This is a genomic window from Arthrobacter sp. HY1533, from assembly GCF_027568515.1.
In the GTDB taxonomy this organism is placed as follows: Bacteria; Actinomycetota; Actinomycetes; order Actinomycetales; family Micrococcaceae; genus Specibacter.
Map to the genome: position 1 here is coordinate 289,167 of NZ_JANKZF010000001.1, position 23,399 is coordinate 312,565.

The 23,399-nt window shown below is 63.5% G+C and carries 20 protein-coding genes; 10 read left to right on the top strand and 10 right to left on the bottom strand.

Annotation, left to right across the window (positions count from 1 at the left end):
- Positions 1-389: 389 nt before the first annotated feature.
- The 5 genes from PCK14_RS01380 to PCK14_RS01400 form a co-directional block, all read right to left on the bottom strand.
- Positions 390-854 (bottom strand): Lrp/AsnC family transcriptional regulator, encoded by a 465-nt coding sequence (locus PCK14_RS01380; protein WP_269936669.1) that lies wholly within the window; start codon positions 852-854, stop codon positions 390-392.
- Positions 855-886: 32 nt separating this feature from the next.
- Positions 887-2,275, bottom strand: coding sequence for an NAD(P)/FAD-dependent oxidoreductase (locus PCK14_RS01385; RefSeq protein ID WP_269936670.1), 1,389 nt, complete (start codon positions 2,273-2,275; stop codon positions 887-889).
- Positions 2,265-3,704, bottom strand: a complete 1,440-nt coding sequence (locus tag PCK14_RS01390; RefSeq protein WP_269936671.1) for an aminobutyraldehyde dehydrogenase — start codon at positions 3,702-3,704, stop codon at positions 2,265-2,267. The genes PCK14_RS01385 and PCK14_RS01390 overlap by 11 nt, the downstream gene beginning before the upstream one ends.
- A gap of 160 nt (positions 3,705-3,864) precedes the next feature.
- On the bottom strand, positions 3,865-5,250 hold the full coding sequence (locus tag PCK14_RS01395; protein WP_269936672.1) for an aspartate aminotransferase family protein: 1,386 nt from the start codon (positions 5,248-5,250) through the stop codon (positions 3,865-3,867).
- 30 nt (positions 5,251-5,280) lie between these two features.
- On the bottom strand, positions 5,281-6,765 hold the full coding sequence (locus PCK14_RS01400; RefSeq protein ID WP_269936673.1) for a CoA-acylating methylmalonate-semialdehyde dehydrogenase: 1,485 nt from the start codon (positions 6,763-6,765) through the stop codon (positions 5,281-5,283).
- A gap of 110 nt (positions 6,766-6,875) precedes the next feature.
- Here PCK14_RS01400 and PCK14_RS01405 point away from each other — a divergent pair, with 110 nt between their 5' ends.
- Together PCK14_RS01405 and PCK14_RS01410 are read left to right on the top strand one after the other, a co-directional pair.
- Positions 6,876-8,582 carry a PucR family transcriptional regulator gene (locus PCK14_RS01405; RefSeq protein WP_269936674.1) on the top strand — a complete coding sequence of 569 codons (1,707 nt, stop codon included), beginning with the start codon at positions 6,876-6,878 and terminating at the stop codon, positions 8,580-8,582.
- A gap of 154 nt (positions 8,583-8,736) precedes the next feature.
- On the top strand, positions 8,737-10,170 hold the full coding sequence (locus tag PCK14_RS01410) for an amidase (protein ID WP_269936675.1): 1,434 nt from the start codon (positions 8,737-8,739) through the stop codon (positions 10,168-10,170).
- A 72-nt stretch (positions 10,171-10,242) separates the two neighbouring features.
- Here PCK14_RS01410 and PCK14_RS01415 read toward each other — a convergent pair whose 3' ends face one another.
- A complete protein-coding gene (locus PCK14_RS01415; RefSeq protein WP_269936676.1) occupies positions 10,243-10,608 on the bottom strand; it encodes a cupin domain-containing protein in 366 nt (121 codons plus the stop codon).
- Between the two features lie 145 nt (positions 10,609-10,753).
- Here PCK14_RS01415 and PCK14_RS01420 point away from each other — a divergent pair, with 145 nt between their 5' ends.
- Positions 10,754-11,128 carry a winged helix-turn-helix transcriptional regulator gene (locus PCK14_RS01420; protein WP_269936677.1) on the top strand — a complete coding sequence of 125 codons (375 nt, stop codon included), beginning with the start codon at positions 10,754-10,756 and terminating at the stop codon, positions 11,126-11,128.
- A 63-nt stretch (positions 11,129-11,191) separates the two neighbouring features.
- On the opposite strand, the gene PCK14_RS01425 is transcribed toward PCK14_RS01420, so the two are convergent.
- Complete coding sequence (locus tag PCK14_RS01425) at positions 11,192-11,827, bottom strand: NAD(P)-dependent oxidoreductase (RefSeq protein WP_269936678.1); 636 nt, start codon at positions 11,825-11,827, stop codon at positions 11,192-11,194.
- Between the two features lie 534 nt (positions 11,828-12,361).
- On the opposite strand from PCK14_RS01425, the gene PCK14_RS01430 reads away from it, so the two are divergent.
- From PCK14_RS01430 to PCK14_RS01445, 4 genes are all read left to right on the top strand, one after another.
- A complete protein-coding gene (locus PCK14_RS01430; protein WP_269936679.1) occupies positions 12,362-12,844 on the top strand; it encodes a PTS sugar transporter subunit IIA in 483 nt (160 codons plus the stop codon).
- Positions 12,841-14,211 carry a PTS transporter subunit EIIC gene (locus PCK14_RS01435; RefSeq protein ID WP_269936680.1) on the top strand — a complete coding sequence of 457 codons (1,371 nt, stop codon included), beginning with the start codon at positions 12,841-12,843 and terminating at the stop codon, positions 14,209-14,211. Before PCK14_RS01430 ends, PCK14_RS01435 begins: the two co-directional genes overlap by 4 nt.
- The gene (locus PCK14_RS01440) at positions 14,204-15,619 is read left to right on the top strand and encodes a glycoside hydrolase family 1 protein (protein WP_269936681.1); all 1,416 of its coding nucleotides are present in this window, start codon (positions 14,204-14,206) and stop codon (positions 15,617-15,619) included. The genes PCK14_RS01435 and PCK14_RS01440 overlap by 8 nt, the downstream gene beginning before the upstream one ends.
- Before the next feature lie 83 nt (positions 15,620-15,702).
- Positions 15,703-16,539: a PRD domain-containing protein gene (locus PCK14_RS01445; protein WP_269936682.1), complete on the top strand. Its 837-nt coding sequence runs from the start codon at positions 15,703-15,705 to the stop codon at positions 16,537-16,539.
- A gap of 103 nt (positions 16,540-16,642) precedes the next feature.
- On the opposite strand, the gene PCK14_RS01450 is transcribed toward PCK14_RS01445, so the two are convergent.
- Positions 16,643-17,554 carry a helix-turn-helix transcriptional regulator gene (locus tag PCK14_RS01450; protein ID WP_269936683.1) on the bottom strand — a complete coding sequence of 304 codons (912 nt, stop codon included), beginning with the start codon at positions 17,552-17,554 and terminating at the stop codon, positions 16,643-16,645.
- 140 nt (positions 17,555-17,694) lie between these two features.
- Between PCK14_RS01450 and PCK14_RS01455 the strand changes: the two genes are divergently transcribed.
- The 3 genes from PCK14_RS01455 to PCK14_RS01465 are packed head-to-tail and all read left to right on the top strand — an operon-like array spanning position 17,695 to position 20,388.
- A complete protein-coding gene (locus PCK14_RS01455; RefSeq protein ID WP_269936684.1) occupies positions 17,695-19,059 on the top strand; it encodes an MFS transporter in 1,365 nt (454 codons plus the stop codon).
- Between the two features lie 41 nt (positions 19,060-19,100).
- Entirely contained in the window at positions 19,101-19,505 is a 405-nt protein-coding gene (locus PCK14_RS01460; protein WP_269936685.1) for a (R)-mandelonitrile lyase, read from the top strand.
- Positions 19,506-19,530: 25 nt separating this feature from the next.
- Positions 19,531-20,388: an aldo/keto reductase gene (locus tag PCK14_RS01465; RefSeq protein ID WP_269936686.1), complete on the top strand. Its 858-nt coding sequence runs from the start codon at positions 19,531-19,533 to the stop codon at positions 20,386-20,388.
- A 408-nt stretch (positions 20,389-20,796) separates the two neighbouring features.
- On the opposite strand, the gene PCK14_RS01470 is transcribed toward PCK14_RS01465, so the two are convergent.
- Both PCK14_RS01470 and PCK14_RS01475 read right to left on the bottom strand, forming a co-directional pair.
- Positions 20,797-22,074 (bottom strand): FAD-dependent oxidoreductase, encoded by a 1,278-nt coding sequence (locus PCK14_RS01470; protein ID WP_269936687.1) that lies wholly within the window; start codon positions 22,072-22,074, stop codon positions 20,797-20,799.
- The gene (locus tag PCK14_RS01475) at positions 22,067-23,377 is read right to left on the bottom strand and encodes an MFS transporter (protein WP_442864646.1); all 1,311 of its coding nucleotides are present in this window, start codon (positions 23,375-23,377) and stop codon (positions 22,067-22,069) included. Before PCK14_RS01475 ends, PCK14_RS01470 begins: the two co-directional genes overlap by 8 nt.
- Positions 23,378-23,399: the final 22 nt, after the last annotated feature.

Consider the following 23,399-nt stretch of genomic DNA (forward strand, 5'->3'; position numbering starts at 1 on the left):
AACGCATGGAATTAGTGAAGATAGGTTTGCCTGAGTTCGCCGCATTGAGATATTCCCATCACGTCAATCTCCGCATCCGAGCACCAGTGTGCGTCCACAATATCTACTGGTTTGGAGATTAATCCTCTGGAACCACTTGTGACGACGATACTCAATTGAGTGATGATCTCAAGGGTCCGACTGTCGGTCTTGGTACACTTTGTCACTTCATTGGGTGACAAAACTGCCAAACAAATAGTGGTCTGACTGATCGATATGACCGTGAAACAGGTTATCTGGCTCCGGAATCAGGCGTTCTTGATCTCCAGTTGTCCGCGTAGGTAAAGAAATGCACTCCCGCGATCTGTTCGACCTTGTGTGGGGCCTGCCTTCGTCCCGGGACGTGAAATTTAGCGGGTGCCCCAGTCGTAGCGCTGCTTGTGCAGTTTCAGGTACATGAAGGTCTCGGTGGACAGCACCGTGGGCAGCTCCCGCATCCGGCCCAGCAGGCGCAGGAGGTGGTCGTCGTCCTCGCACACCACCTCAACGAGGAGATCATACTGGCCGGCCGTGAGCACAATGTAGCTGACCTCGGGGAATGATTCCAGCGCCTCGGCCACCGCCTCCATCCGCCCCTGGACCTTTACGCCAATCATGGCCTGCCGGGTGAATCCAAGCCGGAGCGGATCCGTGACGGCCACGATTTCCAGCAGCTTGCTGTCAATCAGCCGCTTGATGCGCTGGCGCACGGCAGCGTCGGAGAGACCCACCGATTCGGCGATAGCGGCATAGGAACGCCGGCCATCCTCCTGGAGCTGCTCGATGATCTGTTTGGAGATGTCATCGAGTTCGGTCTGGTTCAGTTCCGGGTGCATGGTCTTCACCTTATCTTCCCGAGCCGTCCGGCTCATGCCTTCCCGCTGATGAAGTCGGCGGCGTGTGCCACCGGGTGCGTGGTGGTCCGTCCGCGGTTCTCGGCCTTGTCGGCGGCGTTGTACGTGGCATAGAGCGACTTCACGGCCAGCCAGCGCAGCGGCTCCACTTCCCACTTGCGCACCCGCCGCCCCACCCAGGGCAGGGTGGTGAGCTCGGTGGTGCGGCCAAGAATGAGGTCGGCCAGGGTGCGCCCGGCCAGGTTGGTGGTGGCCACCCCGGTGCCCACATAACCGCCCGCCCAGCCAACGCCGTCGTCCGCCAAACCGACCGTGGCATGCCAGTCGCGCGGGACGCCCAGGACGCCCGACCAGGCGTGGTCAATCCCGATGCCTTCGACGGCGGGAAAGAGCCGGGTGAGCATGTCACCCAGTGCCCGGACGGTCTTCTCGGGGGTGTGGCCGTCGACGTCGGTGCGGGAACCAAATTTGTACGGGTCCCCGCGCCCGCCAATGGCGATCCGGCCGTCGGCTGTGCGCTGGGCGTAAATGTAGGCGTGGGCTAGGTCCGCCAGGGTCTCTGCCCCGTCCCAACCAATGGCCTCCCACTGCCCGGCGGCCAGCGGTTCGGTGACGATCATGGAGGAGTTCAGCGGGAGCCAGCTGCGCCGTTGGCCGGCCAGCCCCGCGGTGAATCCCTCAGTGGCCCGGATGACGTAGCGGGCCCTCACCGTGCCGCGGGTGGTCCGCACGGCACCCGGCCCAATTTCCACGGCGGGGGTGCCCTCGTGGATGGTGACGCCCAGCCGCCGGACGGCGTCGGCAAGCCCGCGGACCAGTTTGGCCGGTTGGATGCGGGCGCAGTGCGGGTGCCAGATGCCGCCTTTGACACCGGCGATCGCGATCCGCCCGGCCGTCTCTGCCGCGTCAAGGAACTGGGTGTCCGCATTGGGCCATTGCGCTTCCTGCTCCGCATAGGCAGTGAGGCGCTGCAACTGCGCCGCGTTGGTGGCAACGTTCAGCTCGCCGCCCTTGACGATGTCCGCGTCAATCCCCTCGGCGGCGGCAACATCCATCACTTCCTGCACTGTGCGGTTCATGGCGTCCTGAAAACGGACCACGGCCTCCCGGCCATGGGAGCGCACATAGCCCTCTCGGCCCCCCGTGATGCTGTTGGTGAGCCACCCGCCGTTGCGCCCGGAGGCGCCGTACCCGGCAAATTCCGCCTCACAGATGACAATCCGCAGGCTGGGGTCCGCCCTGGCCAAATAGTAGGCGGTCCACAACCCCGTGTATCCGGCGCCAACAATGCAGACGTCCGCGGCGGCGTCGCCATCAAGCTGGTTCGCCGGAAGCGGCACCCCGGAGCCGGCGTACCAAAAGGACACCTGGCCGTTGGCGGCCGTGCCGCGCTCAGCGCTCAAGGTTCACCATGACGTGCTTGACGCGGGTGTAATCCTCCAACGCATACATGGAAAGGTCCTTGCCGTGGCCGGAGTGCTTGAAGCCGCCATGGGGCAGCTCGGCGCTGATTGTCAGGTGGTCGTTGATCCAGACGGCGCCGAAGTCGAGTTGCCGGCTCAGGTCCATGGCCCGGGCCACGTCCCGGGTCCACACGCTGGAGGACAGGCCAAACGGGACGTCGTTGGCCCATTTCACTGCCTGTTCCTCAGAGTTAAAGGACTGGACAGTGATGACGGGACCGAAGATCTCCTCCTGGATGGCCGCATCCGCTTGGGCCAGCCCGGCCACCACTGTGGGCGCATAGAAGAAGCCGTCACGGTCAATGGCGTGGCCTCCGGTCAGTATTAGGGCATGGTCCGGCAGGCTCTCAACAAACGCCGCAACCCGGGCCAGCTGCCCGGCATTGTTCAGCGGGCCCATGTCTGCATTCTCCTCCGGGGCACCCACCGTGTAGCCGGCCGCCTCAACCGCCAGCGCGGCTGCAAACTCGTCATGAACGGAGGCCTCCACCAGGACGCGGGTGGCTGCCGTGCAGTCCTGGCCGGCGTTGTAGAGACCCGCCATGACGATGATCTTGGCCGCCTTGGCCAGGTCCGCGTCGGCAAAAACAAGCACGGGGGCCTTGCCGCCAAGTTCCAGGTGGGTGCGCTTGAGATCCAGGGCAGCGGACTTCGCCACCTCCATGCCCGCCCGCACACTGCCTGTGATGGATACGAGCTCGGGAGCGGCATGCTCCACCACGGCCCGGCCGGTGTCGCGGTCGCCGGTGACCACGTTGAACACGCCCGCGGGAAGCACCTGGGCGGCGAGTTCGGCCAGGCGCAGGGTGGTCAGCGGCGTGGTGTCGGAGGGCTTGAGGACAATCGTGTTGCCGCCCGCCAGCGCCGGGCCAATCTTCCAGATGGCCATCATGAGCGGGTAGTTCCAGGGCGTCACCTGGCCCACGACGCCGATCGGCTCGCGGCGGATGAACGAGGTCCGGTTCGGCACATACTCACCGGCGGCAGATGCATCCATGGTCCGGGCCGCCCCGGCAAAGAAGCGCAGCTGGTCCGCACACGGCGGAATCTGTTCGTTGGCGACCATGGCGAATGGCTGCCCTGTTTGCGCACTTTCCAGTTCAATGAATTCCGCCGCGTGCTCCTCCAAGAGATCGGCCAGCTTCAGCAACGCGGTGGCCCGTTCCGACGGGGTGGTCATCCCCCAATCCCTGGCTGCCGCCGCGGCGGCCGCGTAAGCGCGGTCAACATCGGCGGCATCTGCGATGGCCACCTGCGCGATCGTCCGGCCCGTGGCGGGATTGATGACGGACGAGGTGCGCCCGCTGGCACCGGCAGTAAAAGCGCCGCCAATGAACAGTCCGGGATTTTCATACATTGTTACAGTCATTACGCACCTCAGGGTGGTTGGTTCGCCATTGAAAAAATGTGGTCCATAGAGCGCCGCAAGAAAAAGGTGTAAGTCCTGAATCCGTGGAATTCAGGACTTACACCACGGAATACGAAGAATACTAAACAGCCTACAAGCAATATTGCTGTTGTAAAGGGGTCTAGCGCACGAACCCGTCGGCCACGGCCAGTGCCTCCCCGATCGCGTCCAGCCCGGCCCGCAACTCTTCCTCGGTGATGATCAGCGGCGGGCAGATGTGGATGCGGTTGTTGTTGGTCATGGGCCACACGCCGCGGGCCTTGCACGCGGCCACCACTTCGGCCATGGGACGTGCTGCCTCGCCTGCGGCGTTGAACGGCACCAGGGGCTCACGGCTTTCCTGGTTGGTGACAAGCTCCACCGCCCAGAACAGCCCCTGGCCGCGCACCTCACCCACGCTGGGGTGCTTTGCCAGCCACGATTCAAGGATCGGGCGGACCACGCGGTTGCCCAGGTCGCGGACGTGCGCCAGTACGCCGTCGCGCTCAAAGACCTTGAACGTGGCCACGCCCGGGGCACACGCCAGGGGATGGCCGGAGTAGGTCAGTCCGCCAGGGTAGGGCTTCTCATCAAAGATGGCCGCGATCTCATCGCTCATGACCACCCCGCCGAGCGGAACGTACCCGGAGTTCACGCCCTTGGCGAAGGAGATCAGGTCGGGGACGACATCGAACGCGTCCACGGCGAACCACTCGCCAATGCGGCCAAAGCCGGCCATGACCTCATCGGCGATGTAGACAATCCCGTACTTGTCGCACAGGGCGCGCACGCCGGGAAGGTAGCCGGGCGGCGGGACCAGGATGCCGTTGGTGCCCACCACAGTTTCGATGATGATGCCGCCAATCGTGGAGGCACCTTCAAGGACGATGACGCTTTCCAGGTGCTCCAGGGCGCGGGCACTTTCCTCCTCGGGCGTGCTGGAGTGGAACGGGGAACGGTAGGCGTACGGACCAAAGAAGTGCGCCACGGAGGCGGCGCCCGGTTCATTGGCCCAGCGGCGGGGGTCCCCCGTGAGCTGCATGGCAGTGGAGGTGGCACCGTGGTAGGACCGGTACTGGGCCAGGATCTTGGACTTGCCGGTGAATGCCCGGGCCATGCGCACGGCGTTCTCATTGGCTTCGGCGCCTCCGTTGGTGAAGAACACCTTGTTGAGGTTTCCGGGGGCCTTGGAGGCGATCAGGGCAGCGAGCTCGCCGCGCACGTCGTTGGCGAAGGCGGGCTGGATCGTGGCCATCTTGCCGGCCTGCTCCTGGATGGCCTTCACGAGGTCCGGGTGCTGGTGGCCCAGGTTCAGGTTGACCAGCTGGGCACCAAAGTCAAGGTAGCTGTTGCCCTGGTAGTCCCAGAAGGTGGAGCCCTGGCCGCCTTCCACGGGCAGCGGGTCAATCTTTGCCTGCGCGGACCAGGAGTGCAGCACATGGGTGCGGTCGTTGTGGCGGATGGTGCGTTCGGCGTCCGCACCCCCACTGTTCGGGGCCGCCGGAACGCTGGTCAGGATGTCAGTCATTGAAGTGTCCGTCTCTCTTTGGGGCCGCAGTTAGGAGTTGCTCGGGAAGCCGAGGTTGACCGAGGAGGTGGAGGGGTCGTTCCAGCGGGTGGTGACAACCTTGCTGCGCGTGTAGAAGTGCACGCTTTCCGGGCCGTAGATGTGGGCGTCACCAAACAGGGAGTCCTTCCAGCCGCCAAAGGAGAACGATCCCACGGGGACGGGAACGGGGACGTTGATGCCCACCATGCCGGCTTCGACGTCGAACTGGAAGGAACGGGCGGCGCCGCCGTCACGGGTGTAGATGGCGGTGCCGTTGCCGAACTGGTTGCTGTTGATCAGCTCCAGCGCCTCGTCGTAGGAATCGGTGCGGACCACGCAGAGCACGGGGCCGAAGATCTCATCGGTGTAGACGGACATGTGGGGCTTGACGTGATCCAGCAGGGTGACGCCAATGAAGAAGCCGTCGTTCTCGAAGAGGGTCTCGCGGCCGTCGGCGATCACCGTTGCGCCCTCGGCGGCGGCACCGGCCACGTAGGAGGCCACCTTGTCGCGGTGTTCGCCGGTGATGAGCGGTCCCATGTCCGTTCCTGCCGCCGTGCCGTCGCCAATCTTCAAGGCGCCCAGGCGGTCCTTGATGGCTGCGACCAGGTCATCGGCGATGTCGCCCACGGTGACCACCACGCTGACGGCCATGCAGCGCTCCCCCGCGGAACCGTAGGCCGCTGAAACGGCGGCGTCGGCTGCGTTTTCAATGTCGGCGTCGGGCAGCACCATCATGTGGTTCTTGGCCCCGCCCAGGGCCTGGACACGCTTGCCGGTGGCGGCAGCACGCTGGTAGATGGAGCGGGCAATGGGCGTGGAGCCCACAAAACTGACGGCTTTCACGGTGGGGCTGTCCAAGATGGCATCCACGGCTTCCTTGTCACCCTGGAGCACATTCAGCACGCCGTCTGGCAGCCCGGCCTCCTGGAACAGCTTGGCCAGGAAGATGGCAGCGGAGGGATCCTTTTCGCTGGGCTTGAGCACCACCGTGTTGCCGCAGGCGATGGAGCTGGCGATCATCCACAGCGGCACCATGACCGGGAAGTTGAAGGGGGTGATGCAGCCAACCACGCCCACCGGCTGCTTGATGCTGTGCACATCAATGCCGGAAGAGACCTGCTCGCTGTGTTCGCCCTTGAGCAGATTGATCAGCCCCGCCGCGAACTCCACGTTCTCGCTGCCGCGGGCAATTTCCCCGGCAGCATCGTCAAGCACCTTGCCGTGCTCGCTGGTGACGATGGCGGCCAGCTCGGAGCTGCGGTCCTGCAGCAGAGTGCGCAGTTTGAAGAAAATGTCGGTTCGCTTGGTCAGCGAGGTGGCTCGCCAGGCCGGAAGCGCTGCAGCTGCGGTGGCGATGGCATGGTTCGCGAACTCGGTGGTGGCGAAAGCCACTTCCTTTTGTTGCGCGCCCGTTGCCGGGTTGTAGACGGCGCCACGGCGCTCGGAGGAGCTGTCCTCTTGTCCGGCGATGAAGTGGGGAATCAGTTGCATGGTTTTTCTTCCTTCGGGGTCAATTGGCTTGAGTGGCAACGCGTCCGGACAGTCTGTTTGTCGCCCGATGTATGCTCTGTATGTCGATCATCACACGCAGAAATGGGACGATGAGCCTGAAAACCAACCGGAATTCCACTTCCAGCCGGACAGATCGTCCGGACAATCTCCCCACAGTGGCCGAGGTCCTCAGGCTGCCTGCCGTTGCCGGCGGGCTCCCCCGCGTACTGGCCGGACAGCCGCAGTTGGGCAACGCCGTCCGGTGGGTCCACGTGGTGGAGGCCCGGGACGTCACCGAACTCCTTGACGGGCACGAACTGCTCCTGGCAACGGGGGTGGGCTGGCCCGAGGGCGACGGATGGATGGCCGGCTACATTGCTGAATTGGCGGCCGCGGATGTGGCCGGGCTCGTACTGGAGCTGGGCTCCCGCTACCGGCAGGCGCCCGAACGGCTCGTGGAATGCTGCCTGAACCAATCGATGCCACTGGTGGTGCTGGAGCGGAAGGTCAAGTTTGTCTCGATCACCGAGGCAGTCCACGGGCGCATCATTGCCGAGCAGATGGGGGCGCTGCGGGCCCGAGATGAAGTCCATGCCCTCTTTTCCGGGCTGAGCCTTCGCGGGTCGCCGGCCGACTACATCGTGGCGCAACTCGGCGCCGTGCTGGGCTCCCCGGTGGTCCTGGAGGACATGGCGCACCAGGTCGTGGCCTTTGAGGCCTCGGGCAAGTCCGAAGAGGAAGTCCTGGGCTCATGGGAGAGCCGGTCCCGCTCGGCGCACAGGGCCCGGCGCGAACAAGCCACGGGGGACGTTCGAACCGCCACCATGGGGACCGAGGGATGGCTGGTTACCCCCGTCGAGGCGCGCGGCGCCCGCTGGGGCTACCTCGTGGCGTTCGACGGCACCCCCCACCCCGCGGGCCGGGCGCTCGTGTTGGAGCAGGCCGCCGTGGCCCTTTCGCTCAGCCGTCTCGCCGACGGCACAGCCGAGAACTGGACGCCCGCTGCCCAGCACTGGCTGCTGGCCTCCCTGCTGCAGGGCAGGTACCGCAGCGACGTGGCACTGGCAGCCCGGTTCGAGGCGATGGGGCTGCCCGTGGCGCAGCGCCGGCTGTGCGGCATCGCCCTGCGAACCCCGTCCGACATGCCTTCAAGTTCCGAGGTGGGACGGCTTGCCCGTTCAATGGGTTTTGGCGCGGTGGCCAGCTGGACCGAGCAGGGTGGCACAAAGGTGCTGCTGATCGCCTTGTCGCTGCCTTCGCCCCGGCAGGGGCGGGAGCACCCCGAAGCCGACATGGATGCCTGGGCCGCCAAACTGTCGGCCCTGACCCGGGAAACACCCGGTTCAACGGGCTCGCCCACCATGGCCGCCGGTGCAGTCGTTGACCACATTGGCGGCCTGGCCGCGTCGCTGCAGGAAGCCCTCGACGTGCTGGGTTCACTGCCCGGCACCGCCGCTTCCCCCCAACCGGCGACGCTGCACAGGACATCCGATCGGGCCTTGCGCCGGCTCATCGGGCAACTGCGCGGGGATCCGCGGCTGCAATCTTATGTGGAGCTCAGTCTGGGGACGCTGCTGCAACACGACGCGCACCACGGATCAGATTTGATGCAGGTCCTGCGGGCCTATCTGGCCCACCCAGGAAACCGGACAAGGGCCGCCGCCAACAGCCACCTGTCACGGTCCGTTTTCTATCAGAGGCTGGAAACCATCGGGGACCTGTTGGGTGTGGACCTGTCGGACGGCGAGGTCATTGCCGAGCTGCAGGCAGCTGCGATCACCTGGGAAGCCACGCAGGGCCGGGCGCCCGGGAATTAAGGGCAAGCGGGCAAGAAGTGTCAGCACAGTTGTCAACACTGTTGACAACCAATCCGCGTGAGCCTAGTCTCATCTTCACCCCAGCATTCAGTTGGCCGGGCCCCGGCCACTGTTGCGCATGTGGCGCAAGAGGACTACTCCCGATTGGACCCCCATGGAACTGCACTACCTGACCGCAACCAAGGCACAGGAACTTTTTGCCGCGCGGGAGCTCTCCCCCGTAGAACTGCTCGACGCCGTTGTGGCTCGCACGGCGTGGGTTGAACCAGCCGTCAATGCCTTGACTGAAGAGATGCTGGATGAGGCGTACGGTGCAGCCCGCGTCTCCGAAGCAAGGTTTGCCAAATCCGACCAGGTGCACGGCCCGCTTGAAGGAATTCCTCTGCTACTCAAGGAGGAGCAGCCCGTTGCCGGGCGCACGATTGAAGAGGGCTCCCTGCTGGAGAAGGGCACCATCGCCGAGCGCAGCCACCCGATCATTGACCGGATCCATGCCGCCGGCGCGGTGGTGCACGGGCGCACCACAACCCCCGAGTTCTGCTCAGCCCCCTATACGCACAGCAAACTGTGGGGCGTCACCAGGAACCCCTGGAACCTTGATCTCACCCCGGGCGGCTCATCCGGCGGCTCAGGGGCGGCACTGGCCGCCGGGGAAACCATCCTGGCCACGGGGTCTGACATTGGCGGTTCCATCCGAATCCCCTCCTCCTTCTGCGGACTGGTGGGTTTCAAGCCGCCGTTTGGGCGGGTACCGGGGATGGCACCCTTCAACCAGGACACGTACTGTGCCGACGGCCCCATGGGGCGAAGCGTTGCCGATGTGGCCCTGCTGCAAAACGTGATCGCGGGCCCGCACGCCACAGACCAGGCGTCACTGCGCCCCGCATATGTTCTTCCAGCGCCCAACGCCGCGTTGGCGGCAGGGATGCGCGTGGCCCTCTGCGTCAACCTGGGCGACTACTGCGTGGATCCGGTCATCGAGGCCAACACCCGGGCGGCGGCAGAAGCCCTGCGCAGTGCCGGCGTGATTGTCGACGAGGTGTCACTGCCGTGGAGCCGGAAGAAGCTGGTAGCCACGGCGTGGGCCCACTTCGGCGGCATCATGGGCCCCTTCATCAACGACGTGGCTGGGGCCAACAGCGAGCTGCTCATGCCCTACACGCTTGATTTTGCCCGGCGCGCAGCGCAGGCCGACACCTTCGCCGAAGGCCTCGTCGCCGAAGCTGAGATCTACGAGCCCTTGGGGCTGCTCCTGGAAGACTATGACGCCCTGCTCTGCCCCACCTTGGCAACACAGGGAATGGCGGCGGATTTCGCCGACCCGTCCGGACTCATCGACGTCGGCAACGAGCAAGTCACCTGGATCGAGGCCGCGATGACGCTGCCGTTCAACATTGTGGGCCGGGTTCCGGTGCTGTCCGTCCCCTCGGGCGTGGCCCCCAACGGGGTTCCCACGGGCGTGCAGATTGTGGGGCGCAGCTATGACGATGCCACTGTCTTCACGCTTGGGGCGGCCCTGGAGCAGAGCCTGGGACTGACCACCAACGATTCATGGTGGCCCCAGTTCGCGAAGGCAGCCACTTCCTAAACCGCCGCAGACCAACGGCGGGAGGCGGCAAACCCTGATGGGCTTGCCGCCTCCCTTGATTTTTGTGTGCGGTCAGGGCCGCGCCAGGTACACCTTGCGCAGGGGTTCGTGCACAACCCAGCTGGTGTGCATGCCCTCATCGAGTTGGCAAATGGTGCCGGGCTGCAACGCCAGCTCGCTTTCCGCATAGCCATTGGCTGCGTGGATGGTGACGGTGACCGAACCGCTGAGCACCACAAAGAGTTCCTCGGCCTCCACGTCGCGCATGGTGCCGACGCTCATTTCCCACAGGCCGTATTCAAGCCCAAAGGCCTCGCCCAGTGCAGTGGCCGCCGTGGTCGGCGCGCCGTCGAGGAGTTGCCCCGGGTCCAAGGCCTCATGGTTCAGGGGAATGGCGAACGCGTAGGCGGCACGTGCTGCCGGATCAGTTGGGCTCATGGGCCAGGTTCTATTTCAACGCCACCAATGGCTGCAACAGCGTCCGCCAGTGCCCCGCCACAGGGACGACGCAAGGCACCAATCCCGCTAACTTAATCTCAGCACTTGAATTTCGGCAGTGCCGGCGGAGGATAGAATCAAGCACATGAGCCAAGGAACAAAACGTGCCGACGGGATGAGCGTTTTTGATCCCGGGTGCACGTCCCGCTCGGTCCTGGAACACGCCACAGGCCGGTGGGGGGCGTTGGCGCTGGCCGCGTTGACCGACGGACCACTGCGATTCGCCGAGGTAAGGCGTGCAGTCACGGGAATCTCCGACCGCATGCTCTCCCAAACGCTGCAGCGGCTCGATGCCGACGGGCTGGTCTCCCGCAAAGAGCATTCCGCGATCCCCCCGCGCGTCGAATACGAACTGACCGAGATCGGACGCCCCATTGCCGGCAGCATCGTTGATCTCATTGAGACCATCTACAGCCAGCTTCCGGCCATCGTCACCCACCAGCAGGACAGGCGCGACTAGGCGAGCGGTTGCTCGATGGCCAATGGGAAGTCCCGGGCAAGGCGTCGTGCACGGAGGGTGGCCCTATTTTCCAGTCGTCAGGACCGCGGTGCGCCGTGCCCAATCACCACTGCCCGCTGCATCGAGGAGGAACCTTGCCACGTCGGCGCGGGCGACACGGGGAACGCCGGGCAGGCGGTCGATGGCCGCCAGGTCCAGGGCCTGGAAGGCAGGCGACTTGGCCTTGTTTGTCAGCAGCACAGGATACGCGAGGGTCCATTCCAGCGAAGAGGCCTTCAGAACCTTCTCCCCTGCTGCCTTGTCGGCAAAGATGGCCTTGCCGCCCCCGCTGTACATCAGCTGCGCCAAGCCAGACGCCTTCGGCAGCGAATCACCTACGCCGAACGCCGACATGACCAGCACCCTGGCGACGCCACTGCGCTCAGCGGCCGCCGTGATCACCCTGACTGCCTTCTCGCTGAACCCGTTGGGCTTGGCGCTGCTCAATCCCAGCATGCTGACCACCGCATCTGCATCCCGCATGGCGCGCGCCAACATGTCAACGTTCTCCACGTCGCCGACCACCACAGCAAGCCGCTCGCGTGGTGCCAGTTTTCCGGAGCTGCGTACATACGCCACCACTTCATGACCCTCATCCAGCGCATCGTCAACGAACAAGCCGCCCGTAGTGCCAGTGGCACCCAGAACAAAGACCTTCATCGCAATCGCCTCCTCAGTTCATTTTCACTAACAAAACGTTAGCACTATCTGTGTGGAAGTGGTTTTTGGTGTTGGAGGAACCCCCGCGCCAAACGACCAGGGACACGGAAGTTGTGGACGCATTCGACACTGGCCAACTGAGAGAGCACCACTCGACGGCTATTCGGCGCTCTCTGCCGAAGCGCACTGCCGAACCTGCCACTGCAAGTCCATGCCATAGTTCAGGCTGAGTTTGTCCAGGATTCAACGTGACGCTGGACATGTTCCCGAGACCGTTGTAGAGTCCTTCTCGAGCCCGTTTGGGCTCCGAGTATTGGGCATGTAACTCCTCTCGGGGAGGCAGGGACCTGAGCTCCGGCAGCGAACTTAGTTTCGTCCGGGTCTGGGTCCTTTTTTGCGCCCAGCCTGGCTGCCGAGGTTATCGAGTTCTTGGAGAGCAGTCGGCGACAAGCGGTCACGTAGCGTGTTTGAAGTTGTGCAACCACGTGGCATCGCAGTGTTTACGACTCCCGATGAAGGGTGTCATACCAGATCATGATTATTTACAGTCCGCTAGAAGGGGAACGTGTCGACCTAGGCGACGTTGACGATCCCGCATTCAGCAAGAAGATGCTCGGCGACGGTGTCGCCATCCGCCCAACCGGGAACCTGGTGTCGGCACCGTTCAGTGGTGGAGTCGTCAGCCTTTTCCCCACCAAGCATGCAATCGGGCTGGTCTCCGATGCAGGAGTTGAAGCCCTCATCCACATTGGTTTGGATACAGTGGCGATGAATGGAGACGGCTTCGAGGCACACATTCTGCAGGGACAGCGGGTAACCGCGGGGCAGCCATTGGTCACATTCAACACAGAGAAGATCATCGCGGCAGGATGCGACCCGATCACCCTGATCGTCATTACCAACATGCGCGACGTCTCGGAGATCGTGCAGCTTGGGGCAACTGAACTGGCGACGGGCGACCGGCTGCTGGAAGTCACCCTCTCCGATGACGCGTCGAGTCGGCAGGTGGAATCATGACCACCACGACTCTCGCTACCGCGATCGTGGACGCCGTTGGCGGCCCAGGCAACATTTCCAGTGTCACCCACTGCGCCACGCGGCTGCGGTTCAACCTGGTCAATTCATCGATCGTGAACCGTGCCGACGTGGACGCCATCGACGGAGTGATGGGTTCCGCAAACCGGGGCGGCCAGTATCAAGTCATCATCGGCCCTTCAGTCGCCGACCTCTACCCGCAGGTGAGCCAGCTCGCCGCCGCGCCCCTCGTGGAGGAGCCGACCGTGAAGCCAGCAGAAGAAACGAAAAGGGGCGGAGTGCTGACCCGCGGGGTGAACAAGGCGTTCGACACCTTGTCAGGGATCTTCGTGATGTTCATCCCCGTGCTGGTCGCCGCCGGCATGATCTCAGCCCTCCTTTCGGTGCTGACCACGTTTAATGTGGTCAGCACCGAGGACCCGACCTATGTGGTGCTCTCGGGCGTGCAAGCGGCGGTGTTCTTCTCCTTGCCCGTGTTCACCGGATACGCCGCCGGCGTTAAGCTCCGGATGAACCCGTTCGTAGGCATGGCACTGGGCGCGTTCCTGATCTTCTCCACCATCAACGCAGCCGAGGGTTTGAGCATCTTCACGATCCCGGTTCCGACGGTCACTTATGGTTCCACAGTGTTCCCCGTGATTCTTGGGGTGCTGCTGATGTCGTTCATCGAACGGGGCCTGAAACTCATCATCCCCGACATCCTCAAGGGCGTAGTCATCCCGGCCGTCACGCTGCTGGTGGGCGCGGTCGCGACCCTGCTGTTCCTCGGCCCGCTGGGATCGTTCGTAGGCCAGTACCTCGCAGGCGGCGTCACGTTCCTCAACGAGAACGCTGGCTGGGTCGCGCCAGCGATCGTGGCCACCTTGTTTCCACTCCTGATCCTGACCGGAATGCACTATGCGCTGCTTCCGATCGCTCTGTCATCATTCGCTATAGCCGGGTTCGACCCACTGCTGATGGTGGCCGGATTCCTGTCCAACATCGCCCAGGGTGGTGCCGCCGCCGGCAGTGCGATCCTCACGCGGGACAAGCAACTCCGTGGTGCCACGTTCGCGATGTCGTTTAGCTCCCTGTGCGGCATCTCTGAGCCGACCTTGTTCGGCCTCACACTGCGCAACAAGTTCCTTCTCCTCGCCGTGATGGCCGGTGGTTTGGCCGGCGGACTATTTGCGGGAATCACATCTGTGAAGGCATTCGGATTCGTAGGCGGGTTGCCATCCCTGCCACTGTTCATCGACCCCTCGGGTGGTTTCACCAACCTGATCTACATCGCCATCGCCGCCGCAATTAGTTTCACCGTCACCATCTCGCTGACGGTCCTGTTCACACGGAGGTCAGCCCGTGTCTGAGAGATTTCCTGATGGTTTCCTCTGGGGCGGAGCCATCGCCGCGAACCAGGCCGAAGGCGGGTACACCGAAGGCGGCAAGGGCCTAGGCATTCTGGATGTGATGGAGGTCGGCTCAAAAGACACCCCGCGACGCCGCACCGACGGCATTGAACCCGGTGTGCACTACCCCAGCCACCAGGGAATCGACTTTTTCCACACCTACCGGGACGACATCGCCCTGTTCGCAGAACTGGGGCTGAAAGCGTTCCGCACCTCAATCAACTGGACGCGCATCTACCCCACGGGAGTGGAGGACGAGCCCAACGAGGCCGGCTTGCAATTCTACGACGATGTTTTCGACGAACTGCTCAAACATGGAATTACGCCGGTGATCACGTTGCAGCATTCAGATACGCCGTTGTACCTGTCAGAGCAGTTCGGCGGCTGGACGAACCGCATTCTGGTGGACTTGTTCGCGAAGTACGCCCGGACGGTGTTTGAACGGTACCGGGACAAGGTGAAGTACTGGATCACGATCAATGAAATTAACGCGATCAACTACGTCACCTGGTTTGGGGCCGCCGCCGACGACCTCACTGACCAGCAGAAGGAACAGGCTTCATACCATTTGCTGCTGGCCAGTGCGGAAGCTGTGCGGATCGGCAAGCAGATCAACCCGAACTTCATGATCGGGGGTATGCTGACCGATGCGTACAGCTACCCGTACACGTGCAGTCCGGAGGATGTGCTTCTATCGGTGCAGGACAAGCACCGCAACATTTTCTTCAGTGACGTGATGGTGCGCGGCTACTACCCGGCCTACAAGATCCGGGAACTGGAACGTGGCGGAATCCTGCTGGCTACCCAACCGTCGGACGAACTTATTCTCTCCGAGGGTGTCATCGAGTTCCTCGCATGCAGCTACTACGCGTCGCATGTGTCCAGCACCGACGCCGACGAGATGATTCAGGGGAACCTGCTGCAGAACATCGCAGGAAAGGCGAACCCATATCTCCAACAGAGCGACTGGGGTTGGCAGATCGATCCGCTCGGTTTGCGGATCAGCCTGAACGACTTCTACGACCGCTACCAAATCCCCCTCTTCGTCGTGGAAAACGGGCTCGGTGCAGTCGATGACACAACCCACCCGGACGCGATCCAAGATGACTACCGCATCGACTATCTGCGCCGTCACATCGACGCAGTCGGCGATGCGATTGCCATCGATGGAGTAGAGATGATCGGCTACCTCGCCTGGGGCGTCATTGACATAGTCTCCGGAACCACGGGCGAAATGGCCAAGCGCTACGGCCTGATCCACGTCGACCGTGACAACGACGGCCATGGCAGCAACGCTCGGTTCAAGAAGAAGAGCTTCCACTGGTACCGGAAAGCAATCGACTCGAACGGTCGTGACCTCAGCACATGAGAAACCGACCCTCAGTACCTAGCCTGTCCGCCGTCGCACCCGACGGCGGACAGGCCCGGGGCCCTTTGCACGCACGCCGCAGCTTGAACAGCAACGCCGTTATGGTCACAGACCACACCGGCGCTGTCTTCATCGTCCTCGGCAAAGGAATCGGCTACGGAGTTCGGCCTGGTGACCAAATCGACACCAATCTCATCACCGAAACCTTTGTGCCCGACGCGAACAACCCCATCGACCAGCTGGCAGAGTTCCTTGCGGAAACGCCCATCGAATACGTTGATGTCTCACGCGCGATAGTCGACGCGGCTTCCGCCCAAGTTCAGCTCCGCGCCGCCCAGTCGCTGCTCCTGTCCCTCGCCGACCACATTTACTTCGCGATCCAACGCGCCAACGACGGTGTGGTGTTCCAGTATCCCCTGCGGTGGGAAGTTACCCAGCTTTACCCGCAAGAAGTGGCCCTCGGCCGCGTTGGCCTCGAGATTGTGCGTGCACGGCTCGGCACTACCCTCCCCGACGAGGAGGCAGTGCCGTTGGCCATGCACCTCGTCAACGCCCAATTCTCTGGGTCCGGCCTAAATCCCACCATTGAGATGACACGCCGCATCGGCGACGTACTTACCACCATCGAGGAGCAGTTGACCGTTACTCTCGACAGAAATGGGATGAACGTGGCCAGGTTCGTCACCCACTTGCGATACCTGTTCGTGCGCATCGAGAACAACCAGCTTCTCGACTCCACCGACCAAGCCATGATAGAGGCCGTTGCCACCGCACGCCCCGTCGCCTACCGCGGCGCGCAAGCCGTCAGATCAGTGCTCGAGAAGAATGGAAAATCGATCTCCGCTGAAGAGGTCCTCTACCTCGCTCTCCACATCGACCGCCTCACCCGAGGCCCCTCCACCAGGCGAAAAGGTGAATGAATGAAACTCACTGGCATCCCTCTCATCACCGCGCCCGCGGGACTGAACTTATCAGTCCAAGCTCTACATGCTCCGGACCTTCAGTGTTGATTGAAGGCCGCAGCTAGTTTTCCACGTCGGGCGGGGTGGCCATCTCGGTGTTGACGTCGACCGGAACCGGCGCGGCCACCCGCTGCTGGCTGGCACTCCAGCTGGCAAGGAAGTTGAGCTGTTCCTGCGCCTGGCTTTCCGGTTCGGCCGTGTAGGCGATGATGGTGAGGCCCTCACCGGGAATCTCGAGGGATTCCCCTGTCAATTCAATGTCTCCGACAAGAGGATTGTGCAGACTTTTTCGGGCCGAGCGGTGGAAGCGGACGTTGTGCCGCGCCCAGCGCTTGGAGAATTCGGTGCTTCCCGTGGCGAGGTCTCCGATGAGGCCGTTCAAAGCCTTGTCTTGCGGGTTGCGTCCGGCCTCGCTGCGCAGCGCTGCGGCCAAGTCGTCGGCGAGCGTGGCCCATTCAAGGAAGAAGTCCTGGGCGCGGGGGTCCAGAAACATGAACCGAGCGAGGTTCAGCGGCAGCGCCTCCGGGCTCAGAATGCCGGTGTAGAGGGCAAAACAAGTGCTGTTTGCAGCCACAATGTCCATGCGTGAATTCCGGACGTAGGCGGGCGCGCCTGTCATCCCGTCCAGGATCCGCTGGACCCCAGGCCGCACCTCGGCCCGAACCCGGCGTGTTCCGGGTGCCCTCGATGGTGCTGCCGCCCTGGCCAGGTCCAGCAGGTGGGCCCGTTCTGCTTCATCGAGGTTGAGCGCACGGGCAAGGGACTCAAGGACACTCTCTGAGACGCCCCGGAGGTTTCCGCGTTCCAGCCGGGCGTAGTATTCGGTGCTCACACCGGTAAGCATGGCCACTTCCTCGCGTTTGAGGCCCGGGACTCTTCTGGTGCCGCCGTATTCTGGCAAACCGGCTTGGGCGGGAGTGATGCGCGACCGGCGGCTCGTGAGGAACTCGCGGACGTCGTTGCTGTTGTCCATGAAATCAACTCTACGGGGGCCTTGGATGTCCTAACAGGAACTGGCAGTACACCGCACGGCAGGTCCTTCCACGCCTGGCCAGGGGCTGGTTTTCTTGTAACAACACCAGCCGCCATTCCAGCAAGGACACCATGCCAGTCTTGACCCTTGATCCAACGAAACACGCCGCCAGGCCCCGGGCCTCGCTCGCGGTCGCCATGCTGGGCTTCTTCGTCGTCGCCCTGGATGCCCAGATCGTCAATGTTGCCCTGCCCGAGATCCGCAACGATCTTGGCGGCGGGCTGTCGGGGCTGCAGTGGATTGTCACAGGCTACACACTCATGTTCTCGGCGCTGCAACTGTTCTCAGGGACATTCTCAGACCGGATCGGTGCCCGCCGCGCCTACGGCGCCGGAATGGTGCTGTTCACCGTGGCGTCTGCAGCGTGCGCATTCAGCCCTAGTTTGGGGGCCCTCATCGCCGGCCGAACCTTGCAGGGCATCGGCGCCGCACTGATCACGCCCAGCTCCCTGGCCCTCATCCGGGAGGCGTACCAGGACGCAGCCCAGCGAGGTCGGGCCATTGTGTACTGGGGTCTGGGCGGTTCGGTGGCCGCGGCGGCCGGCCCGGTGCTTGGCGGTCTGCTGACCCAGCTCGACTGGCGATTGATCTTCCTCGTGAACCTGCCCGTCGGGGCTGCTGCGCTCGTAGTTCTTGCCCGCGTCGCACCGTCGCCGCAGCGTCCGGCACCATTCGATTGGTTTGGACAAGTCACCGCCGTGGTGGCCTTGGCCAGCCTCACGTACGGCATCATTGAAGGCGCGCAGATCGGCTACGGAAGCCCCAGCATTCTTGCCCTCTTCACATTGGCCATGCTGTCCGCGATCGCATTCGTGCGGGCCCAAGCCAGGGGGAAACATCCCATGGTCCCGTTGGGCCTGTTCCGCTCACGCACTGTTTCCACCGTCCTGGCCATCGCCGTCGTCACCATGGCCGCGTTCTATGGTGTGGTCTTCCTCCAAAGCCTGTACTTTCAGCAGCAACGCGGTGCCACAGCGCTGGAAACCGGGCTGCTGTTCCTGCCCATGACAGCCCTTGTGGCACTGCTGAACCCCCTCGCGGCACGGCTGATGGTGCGCTTCGGCCATGTCGCCATGATCGTCGCCGGCCAACTGCTCATGGCCGTGGGCCTGGCTGGACTGTGGTTGCTTCCAGCCAACACCTCAATCCTGCTCGTGGCGCTCGTCATGGTCCCCGTGGGGGTGGGCGGCTCCTTCACAGTTCCACCAATCATCGCCCTTGTCATGGACCAGGTACCGGCGGAGAATGCAGGGACTGCCAGCGGGGTGATCAACACAGCGCGGCAGCTCGGCGGCTCCCTGGGTGTCGCGATCTACGGTGCCCTGCTCGCCGGCCAGGACTTCACAGACGGACTCCGAATCGGCTTCGGAACCACCGCCGTCGCCCTGCTCATCCTGGCCGCTGCGTCCCTGCCGCTTCGAAAAGCAGACCATCCACTGAGATAACGACAAGCCGCACCTGGCCCAGACCCCCAAGGAGACAAACTATGTACCTCGTTCCACCCACCCCCACAGCCAAGGCACCCCGGGAGCGATTCACCGGCGACGTCTACCTCAACACCTTGAACACCGCAGAGCCTCCATCCCGGCTCGCCGCGGCAATGGTCCGGTTCACCCCGGGTGCCCGCACCAACTGGCATTCCCACCCCCTGGGCCAAACCTTGCACTGCACCGACGGGGCGGGGCTGGTTGCCACCCGTGACGGCACCGTCATTCGAATGCGCGCAGGCGACACTGTCCACACCCCGCCCGGTGAGGAGCACTGGCACGGTGCCACCACAGACACCATGATGTACCATCTGGCCCTTGTGGAGCACGACGACGGGCGCAGCGCCACCTGGGGCGAGCCCGTCACCGAGCAGGACTACGCAACAGCCAACACCACCCACTAGCAGCACACAAGCAAAGGAAAATCCCATGGAAAACGTAACCCTCAACAACGGCGTCCAGATGCCCATCCTCGGTTTCGGCGTCTACCAAATCCCCGACGTGGACACCCAGGCCGCCGTCGAAGCAGCCCTCGCCGCCGGATACCGCCACTTGGACACGGCTGCCGCCTACGGCAACGAGGAAGCAGTCGGTGCCGCCATCAAGGCCAGCGGAATCGCGCGCCAGGACCTGTTCGTTACCACCAAGCTGTGGATCCAGCACGCCCCCGCCGGCAGCGTGGAAGAAGACACCAAGCGCTCCTTTGACAACTCCCTGCAACGGCTCGGCCTGGACTACCTGGACCTGTACCTGATCCACCAGCCCCTCGGGGACTACTACAGCGAATGGCGGGCCATGCAGAAGCTGAACATGCAGGGGCTGGCCCGGGCGATCGGGGTTTCGAACTTCCACCCCGACCGGCTCATTGACCTGATCGACCACAACGAGATTGTCCCGGCCGTGAACCAGATCGAAACCCACCCCTTCCACCAGCGCGCGACCGACCAGGCCCTGATGATCGAACGCGGCGTCCAGATTGAATCCTGGGGTCCGTTCGCCGAAGGCAAGAACGACTTGTTCACCAACCCACTGCTCGCGGCCATCGGTGAATCACACGGCAAATCCGTCGCCCAGGTGGTGCTGCGCTGGCTCACCCAGCGCGACGTGGTGGTCATCCCCAAGTCGGTGCGCCCCGAGCGCATGGCCCAAAACTTCGACGTCTTCGACTTCACCCTCACCGAGGATCAAATGAACCAGATCAGCACCCTGGACACAGGTGCCAGCCTGTTCTTCGACCACCGCGACCCCGCCATGGTCAGTTGGCTCGGCGGACGCAGGAACAACTAAGCCTTGATCTACCGATCTGGTTTCGGGGCGGCTCGCTTATTTCTCGCGCGCCGGGGAAAACTACGTCAAAGGACGGCGTACCAACCTCGAGGTCGGCGGCATCTGCAACTTCCGCCCACCACCTCGGCCATGAGCGGACTCGGCAGCACCTGGCGCTCCGTTCTGGACAGCGTCCTGCCCAGCGGCACCCTGGGCTCGATTGGCCAGTACCAGTTCACCGAAAAGGTCATTCTCCGGGTTGGCCCGCAGGCTTGCAATCAGGCTTCGCCGGTGGTGGTCCAAGTCCTTCTCGACCCCAGGGCGCTCGACCGCTGCCGCCAGCAGTGGATGGCTTGTCTTCGGAAGCCTAGAAATATCACATGAGAACGTGCCCGCCCCGATATTGGGGCGGGCACTTCGCTAACTCATCTAGTTGACCAAAGCCTTTGCGCCCTTCGACTCAACGGCCGGCACGCCGTCGCCTTCCTGCCCGTACAGCCAGTCGTTGTACTGGTAGTTGCCGTCGCCGCGGCTCTTGAACAGCAGGTTCCGGAGCGTGCGGGCCAGGCCGGAGACATGCCATGACTCGCCCCAGACGCGAGCTGTGCGCTGGACACGGGCCGTGCGGCCGGCGCGGGCTTCGTTGAAGTCCTTGAAGGCGCCTTCCCAGGCACTGGCGTCGATCCCGGAATCTGTAAAGACGGTTCCCTGCGTGACTTCCTGCAAAACGGCGGCATCTTCGAGAGCCTGGCAGGCGCCCTGGGCCAAGTACTGGAGCATGGGGTGGGCGGCGTCGCCAATCAACGTCATGCGGCCGCTGACCCAGTTCTCAATCGGGTTCTTGTCGTACATGGGCCAGCGGATGCCGGTTGCCAGGTTCTTCAGGGCTTCCCGAACAGCAGGAACACAGTCCTTGTAGGCCTCTTCCAGCTCGTCAACGCCACCGTACTGCTCCTCGCCACGCTCAAACGAGGGCGACTTGAATACGGCAACGGTGTTCAGCAGCTCGCCCTTGCGCAGCGGGTACTGGACCAGGTGGCAGTTCGGGCCGAGGTAGACAATGACGTCTTCCAGGTCGGCCTTCGGGGTGGAGTCCGTGATGGGCACCGTGCCGCGGTAGGCAACATAGGACGACGGAACCGGAACATCCTCTGAAACAGCCTTGCGCAGGGTTGATTTCAAACCATCCGCGGCCAGAACGGCGTCGGCCTCATAGACGTCGCCGGTGGCGGCATAGGCGCGTGCCTTGTCCCCCTGGGTCTCGACCTTTTCAACGAAGACGCCGTTGAGCAGCCTCACGCCGGACTCCTGGCAGGCTTCCAGCAGGATCCTGTGGAGGTCGCTGCGGTGGATCACCACGTAGGGGGCGCCGTAGCGCTCTTCGAATTCTGCGCCAAGGGTCTGGCGGGTGAGTTCTTCGCCGCTGACGGCGTCACGGAAAACCAAGTGCTTGGGCTGCACACCGATTTCCAAGGCCTTTTCCAGCAAGCCCCAGCGCTTCAAAACACGCGAGGCATTCGGGGCCATCTGCAATCCGGCACCCACTTCGCCGAACGCCGGAGCATTTTCAACGAGAGTGACACTGGCACCGTTTTCCCGCAAGGCGAGAGCCCCAGCCAAACCGGCCATGCCGCCACCGATCACCAGAACATCCTGTGCCGGAGTGGTATTGATCTTCTCTGTGGTGGAACTGGATGAGTTAGACATGGCTGCTTCCTACTTTTGTTGAAGAATTCGATGATGTGAATGGTGAGGGGCTGGCTTTGGCCCGGACCGAGATGACCCAGAGCAGAATCGCCGCAATCGCGGCGGCTCCGGCGAAAGCCAGGAAATTGGAGTTCACGCCAAGCCCGGCTGCGAGCAGGAATCCGCCCGCCTGGGGGGCCGCCACGGCACCAATGCGTCCCACGCCGAGTGCCCAGCCAAGTGCCGTGCCGCGCAGGTGGCTTGGGTAACGGGTGGCGACGGCGGCGATGATGAGGCACTGTGTGCCGTGGGTGCCCACGCCGGCCAGGACCAGCATGGCGTAGACAAGGAATACGGGCGGACCGGTCATGATGACCGCCAGAGCTGCTGCCGCGACAGCTGCTGCGACAATTCCGGTGCGGATGGGCCCAAACCGGCCACCGGCCCACGCCGTGATGACAGAACCAGCCACGGCACCCAGGTTCAGGGCGATGGCAAAGGTCAGCGCCGAGCCAAGGTTGTAGCCTGCCATTTGCATGAGGTTGGGCAACCAGGTGCCCAACCCGTACCAGGCAAACAAGGTGGCAACGGTGGCCAGCGCAAATAGGACGCTGGCACCCAGGTAGGGAGCCTTCAGCAAGGCACCGAAGCCGCCACGCTCCCCCGTCGAACGCGGAGCGGCCGTCTTGGGCAGGTACTTGATTCCCAGGGGAACAACAATGACCAGTGCCAAGCCGGCGATCAAGAACATGACCGGCCAGCCGAAGAGCGGGATCAACGGGATGCCAACCAGTGCCGCCAGGGTACCGCCAATGGGGACGCCGGACATCATCAAGGTGGCAATGGCAGAACGCCATTTCTCGGGCACCAATTCAGCCACGAGGGCGTTGGCCGACGGCACCAGACCGCCCAAACCAATGCCGGCGAGCAGTCGCAAAGCGCCAAAAACGTAGGCATTGGGCGCGAAGGCACATGCGGCGCTCAAAACCGAAAAGGCGATCGCGCAGGCCAAGATGGTGCGCCGGCGGCCCAGCGCATCAGCGAGCCGGCCGGCAACGATTGCACCAATCATCATGCCCACAAACGCCAGGGAGCCAACTGTGCCGGCAGTTGCCTTGGTCAGGCCCCAGCCGGTGTCGTTGATCAGCGAGGACTGGACGGTGCCAAAGACAATCAGGTCGTATCCATCAAAGACCACCAGCAGCCAGCAAACCAGAACGGCCATCAATGATGCACGCGGGAACTTGGCCGGCTGCGCTGCAGGCCTGGTTCGGGTCACACCGGCGGTTTTGCCTGTTGTGACGGGGTTGTTTGTGTAATCCATGCCATAAGGGTGGCCCACTTCA

Excerpts from the sequence above, each read along its gene's own strand:
- PCK14_RS01400 (WP_269936673.1), bottom strand. The coding sequence starts at position 6,765 with ATGCAACTGATTCCCCACTTCATCGCCGGACAAGAGGACAGCTCCTCC.
- PCK14_RS01395 (WP_269936672.1), bottom strand. The coding sequence starts at position 5,250 with ATGACTGACATCCTGACCAGCGTTCCGGCGGCCCCGAACAGTGGGGGT.
- PCK14_RS01410 (WP_269936675.1), top strand. The coding sequence starts at position 8,737 with ATGGAACTGCACTACCTGACCGCAACCAAGGCACAGGAACTTTTTGCC.
- PCK14_RS01415 (WP_269936676.1), bottom strand. The coding sequence starts at position 10,608 with ATGAGCCCAACTGATCCGGCAGCACGTGCCGCCTACGCGTTCGCCATT.
- PCK14_RS01475 (WP_442864646.1), bottom strand. The coding sequence starts at position 23,377 with ATGGATTACACAAACAACCCCGTCACAACAGGCAAAACCGCCGGTGTG.
- PCK14_RS01420 (WP_269936677.1), top strand. The coding sequence starts at position 10,754 with ATGAGCCAAGGAACAAAACGTGCCGACGGGATGAGCGTTTTTGATCCC.
- PCK14_RS01380 (WP_269936669.1), bottom strand. The coding sequence starts at position 854 with ATGCACCCGGAACTGAACCAGACCGAACTCGATGACATCTCCAAACAG.
- PCK14_RS01435 (WP_269936680.1), top strand. The coding sequence starts at position 12,841 with ATGACCACCACGACTCTCGCTACCGCGATCGTGGACGCCGTTGGCGGC.
- PCK14_RS01465 (WP_269936686.1), top strand. The coding sequence starts at position 19,531 with ATGGAAAACGTAACCCTCAACAACGGCGTCCAGATGCCCATCCTCGGT.
- PCK14_RS01405 (WP_269936674.1), top strand. The coding sequence starts at position 6,876 with ATGAGCCTGAAAACCAACCGGAATTCCACTTCCAGCCGGACAGATCGT.
- PCK14_RS01430 (WP_269936679.1), top strand. The coding sequence starts at position 12,362 with ATGATTATTTACAGTCCGCTAGAAGGGGAACGTGTCGACCTAGGCGAC.
- PCK14_RS01390 (WP_269936671.1), bottom strand. The coding sequence starts at position 3,704 with ATGACTGTAACAATGTATGAAAATCCCGGACTGTTCATTGGCGGCGCT.
- PCK14_RS01425 (WP_269936678.1), bottom strand. The coding sequence starts at position 11,827 with ATGAAGGTCTTTGTTCTGGGTGCCACTGGCACTACGGGCGGCTTGTTC.
- PCK14_RS01470 (WP_269936687.1), bottom strand. The coding sequence starts at position 22,074 with ATGTCTAACTCATCCAGTTCCACCACAGAGAAGATCAATACCACTCCG.
- PCK14_RS01460 (WP_269936685.1), top strand. The coding sequence starts at position 19,101 with ATGTACCTCGTTCCACCCACCCCCACAGCCAAGGCACCCCGGGAGCGA.
- PCK14_RS01450 (WP_269936683.1), bottom strand. The coding sequence starts at position 17,554 with ATGGACAACAGCAACGACGTCCGCGAGTTCCTCACGAGCCGCCGGTCG.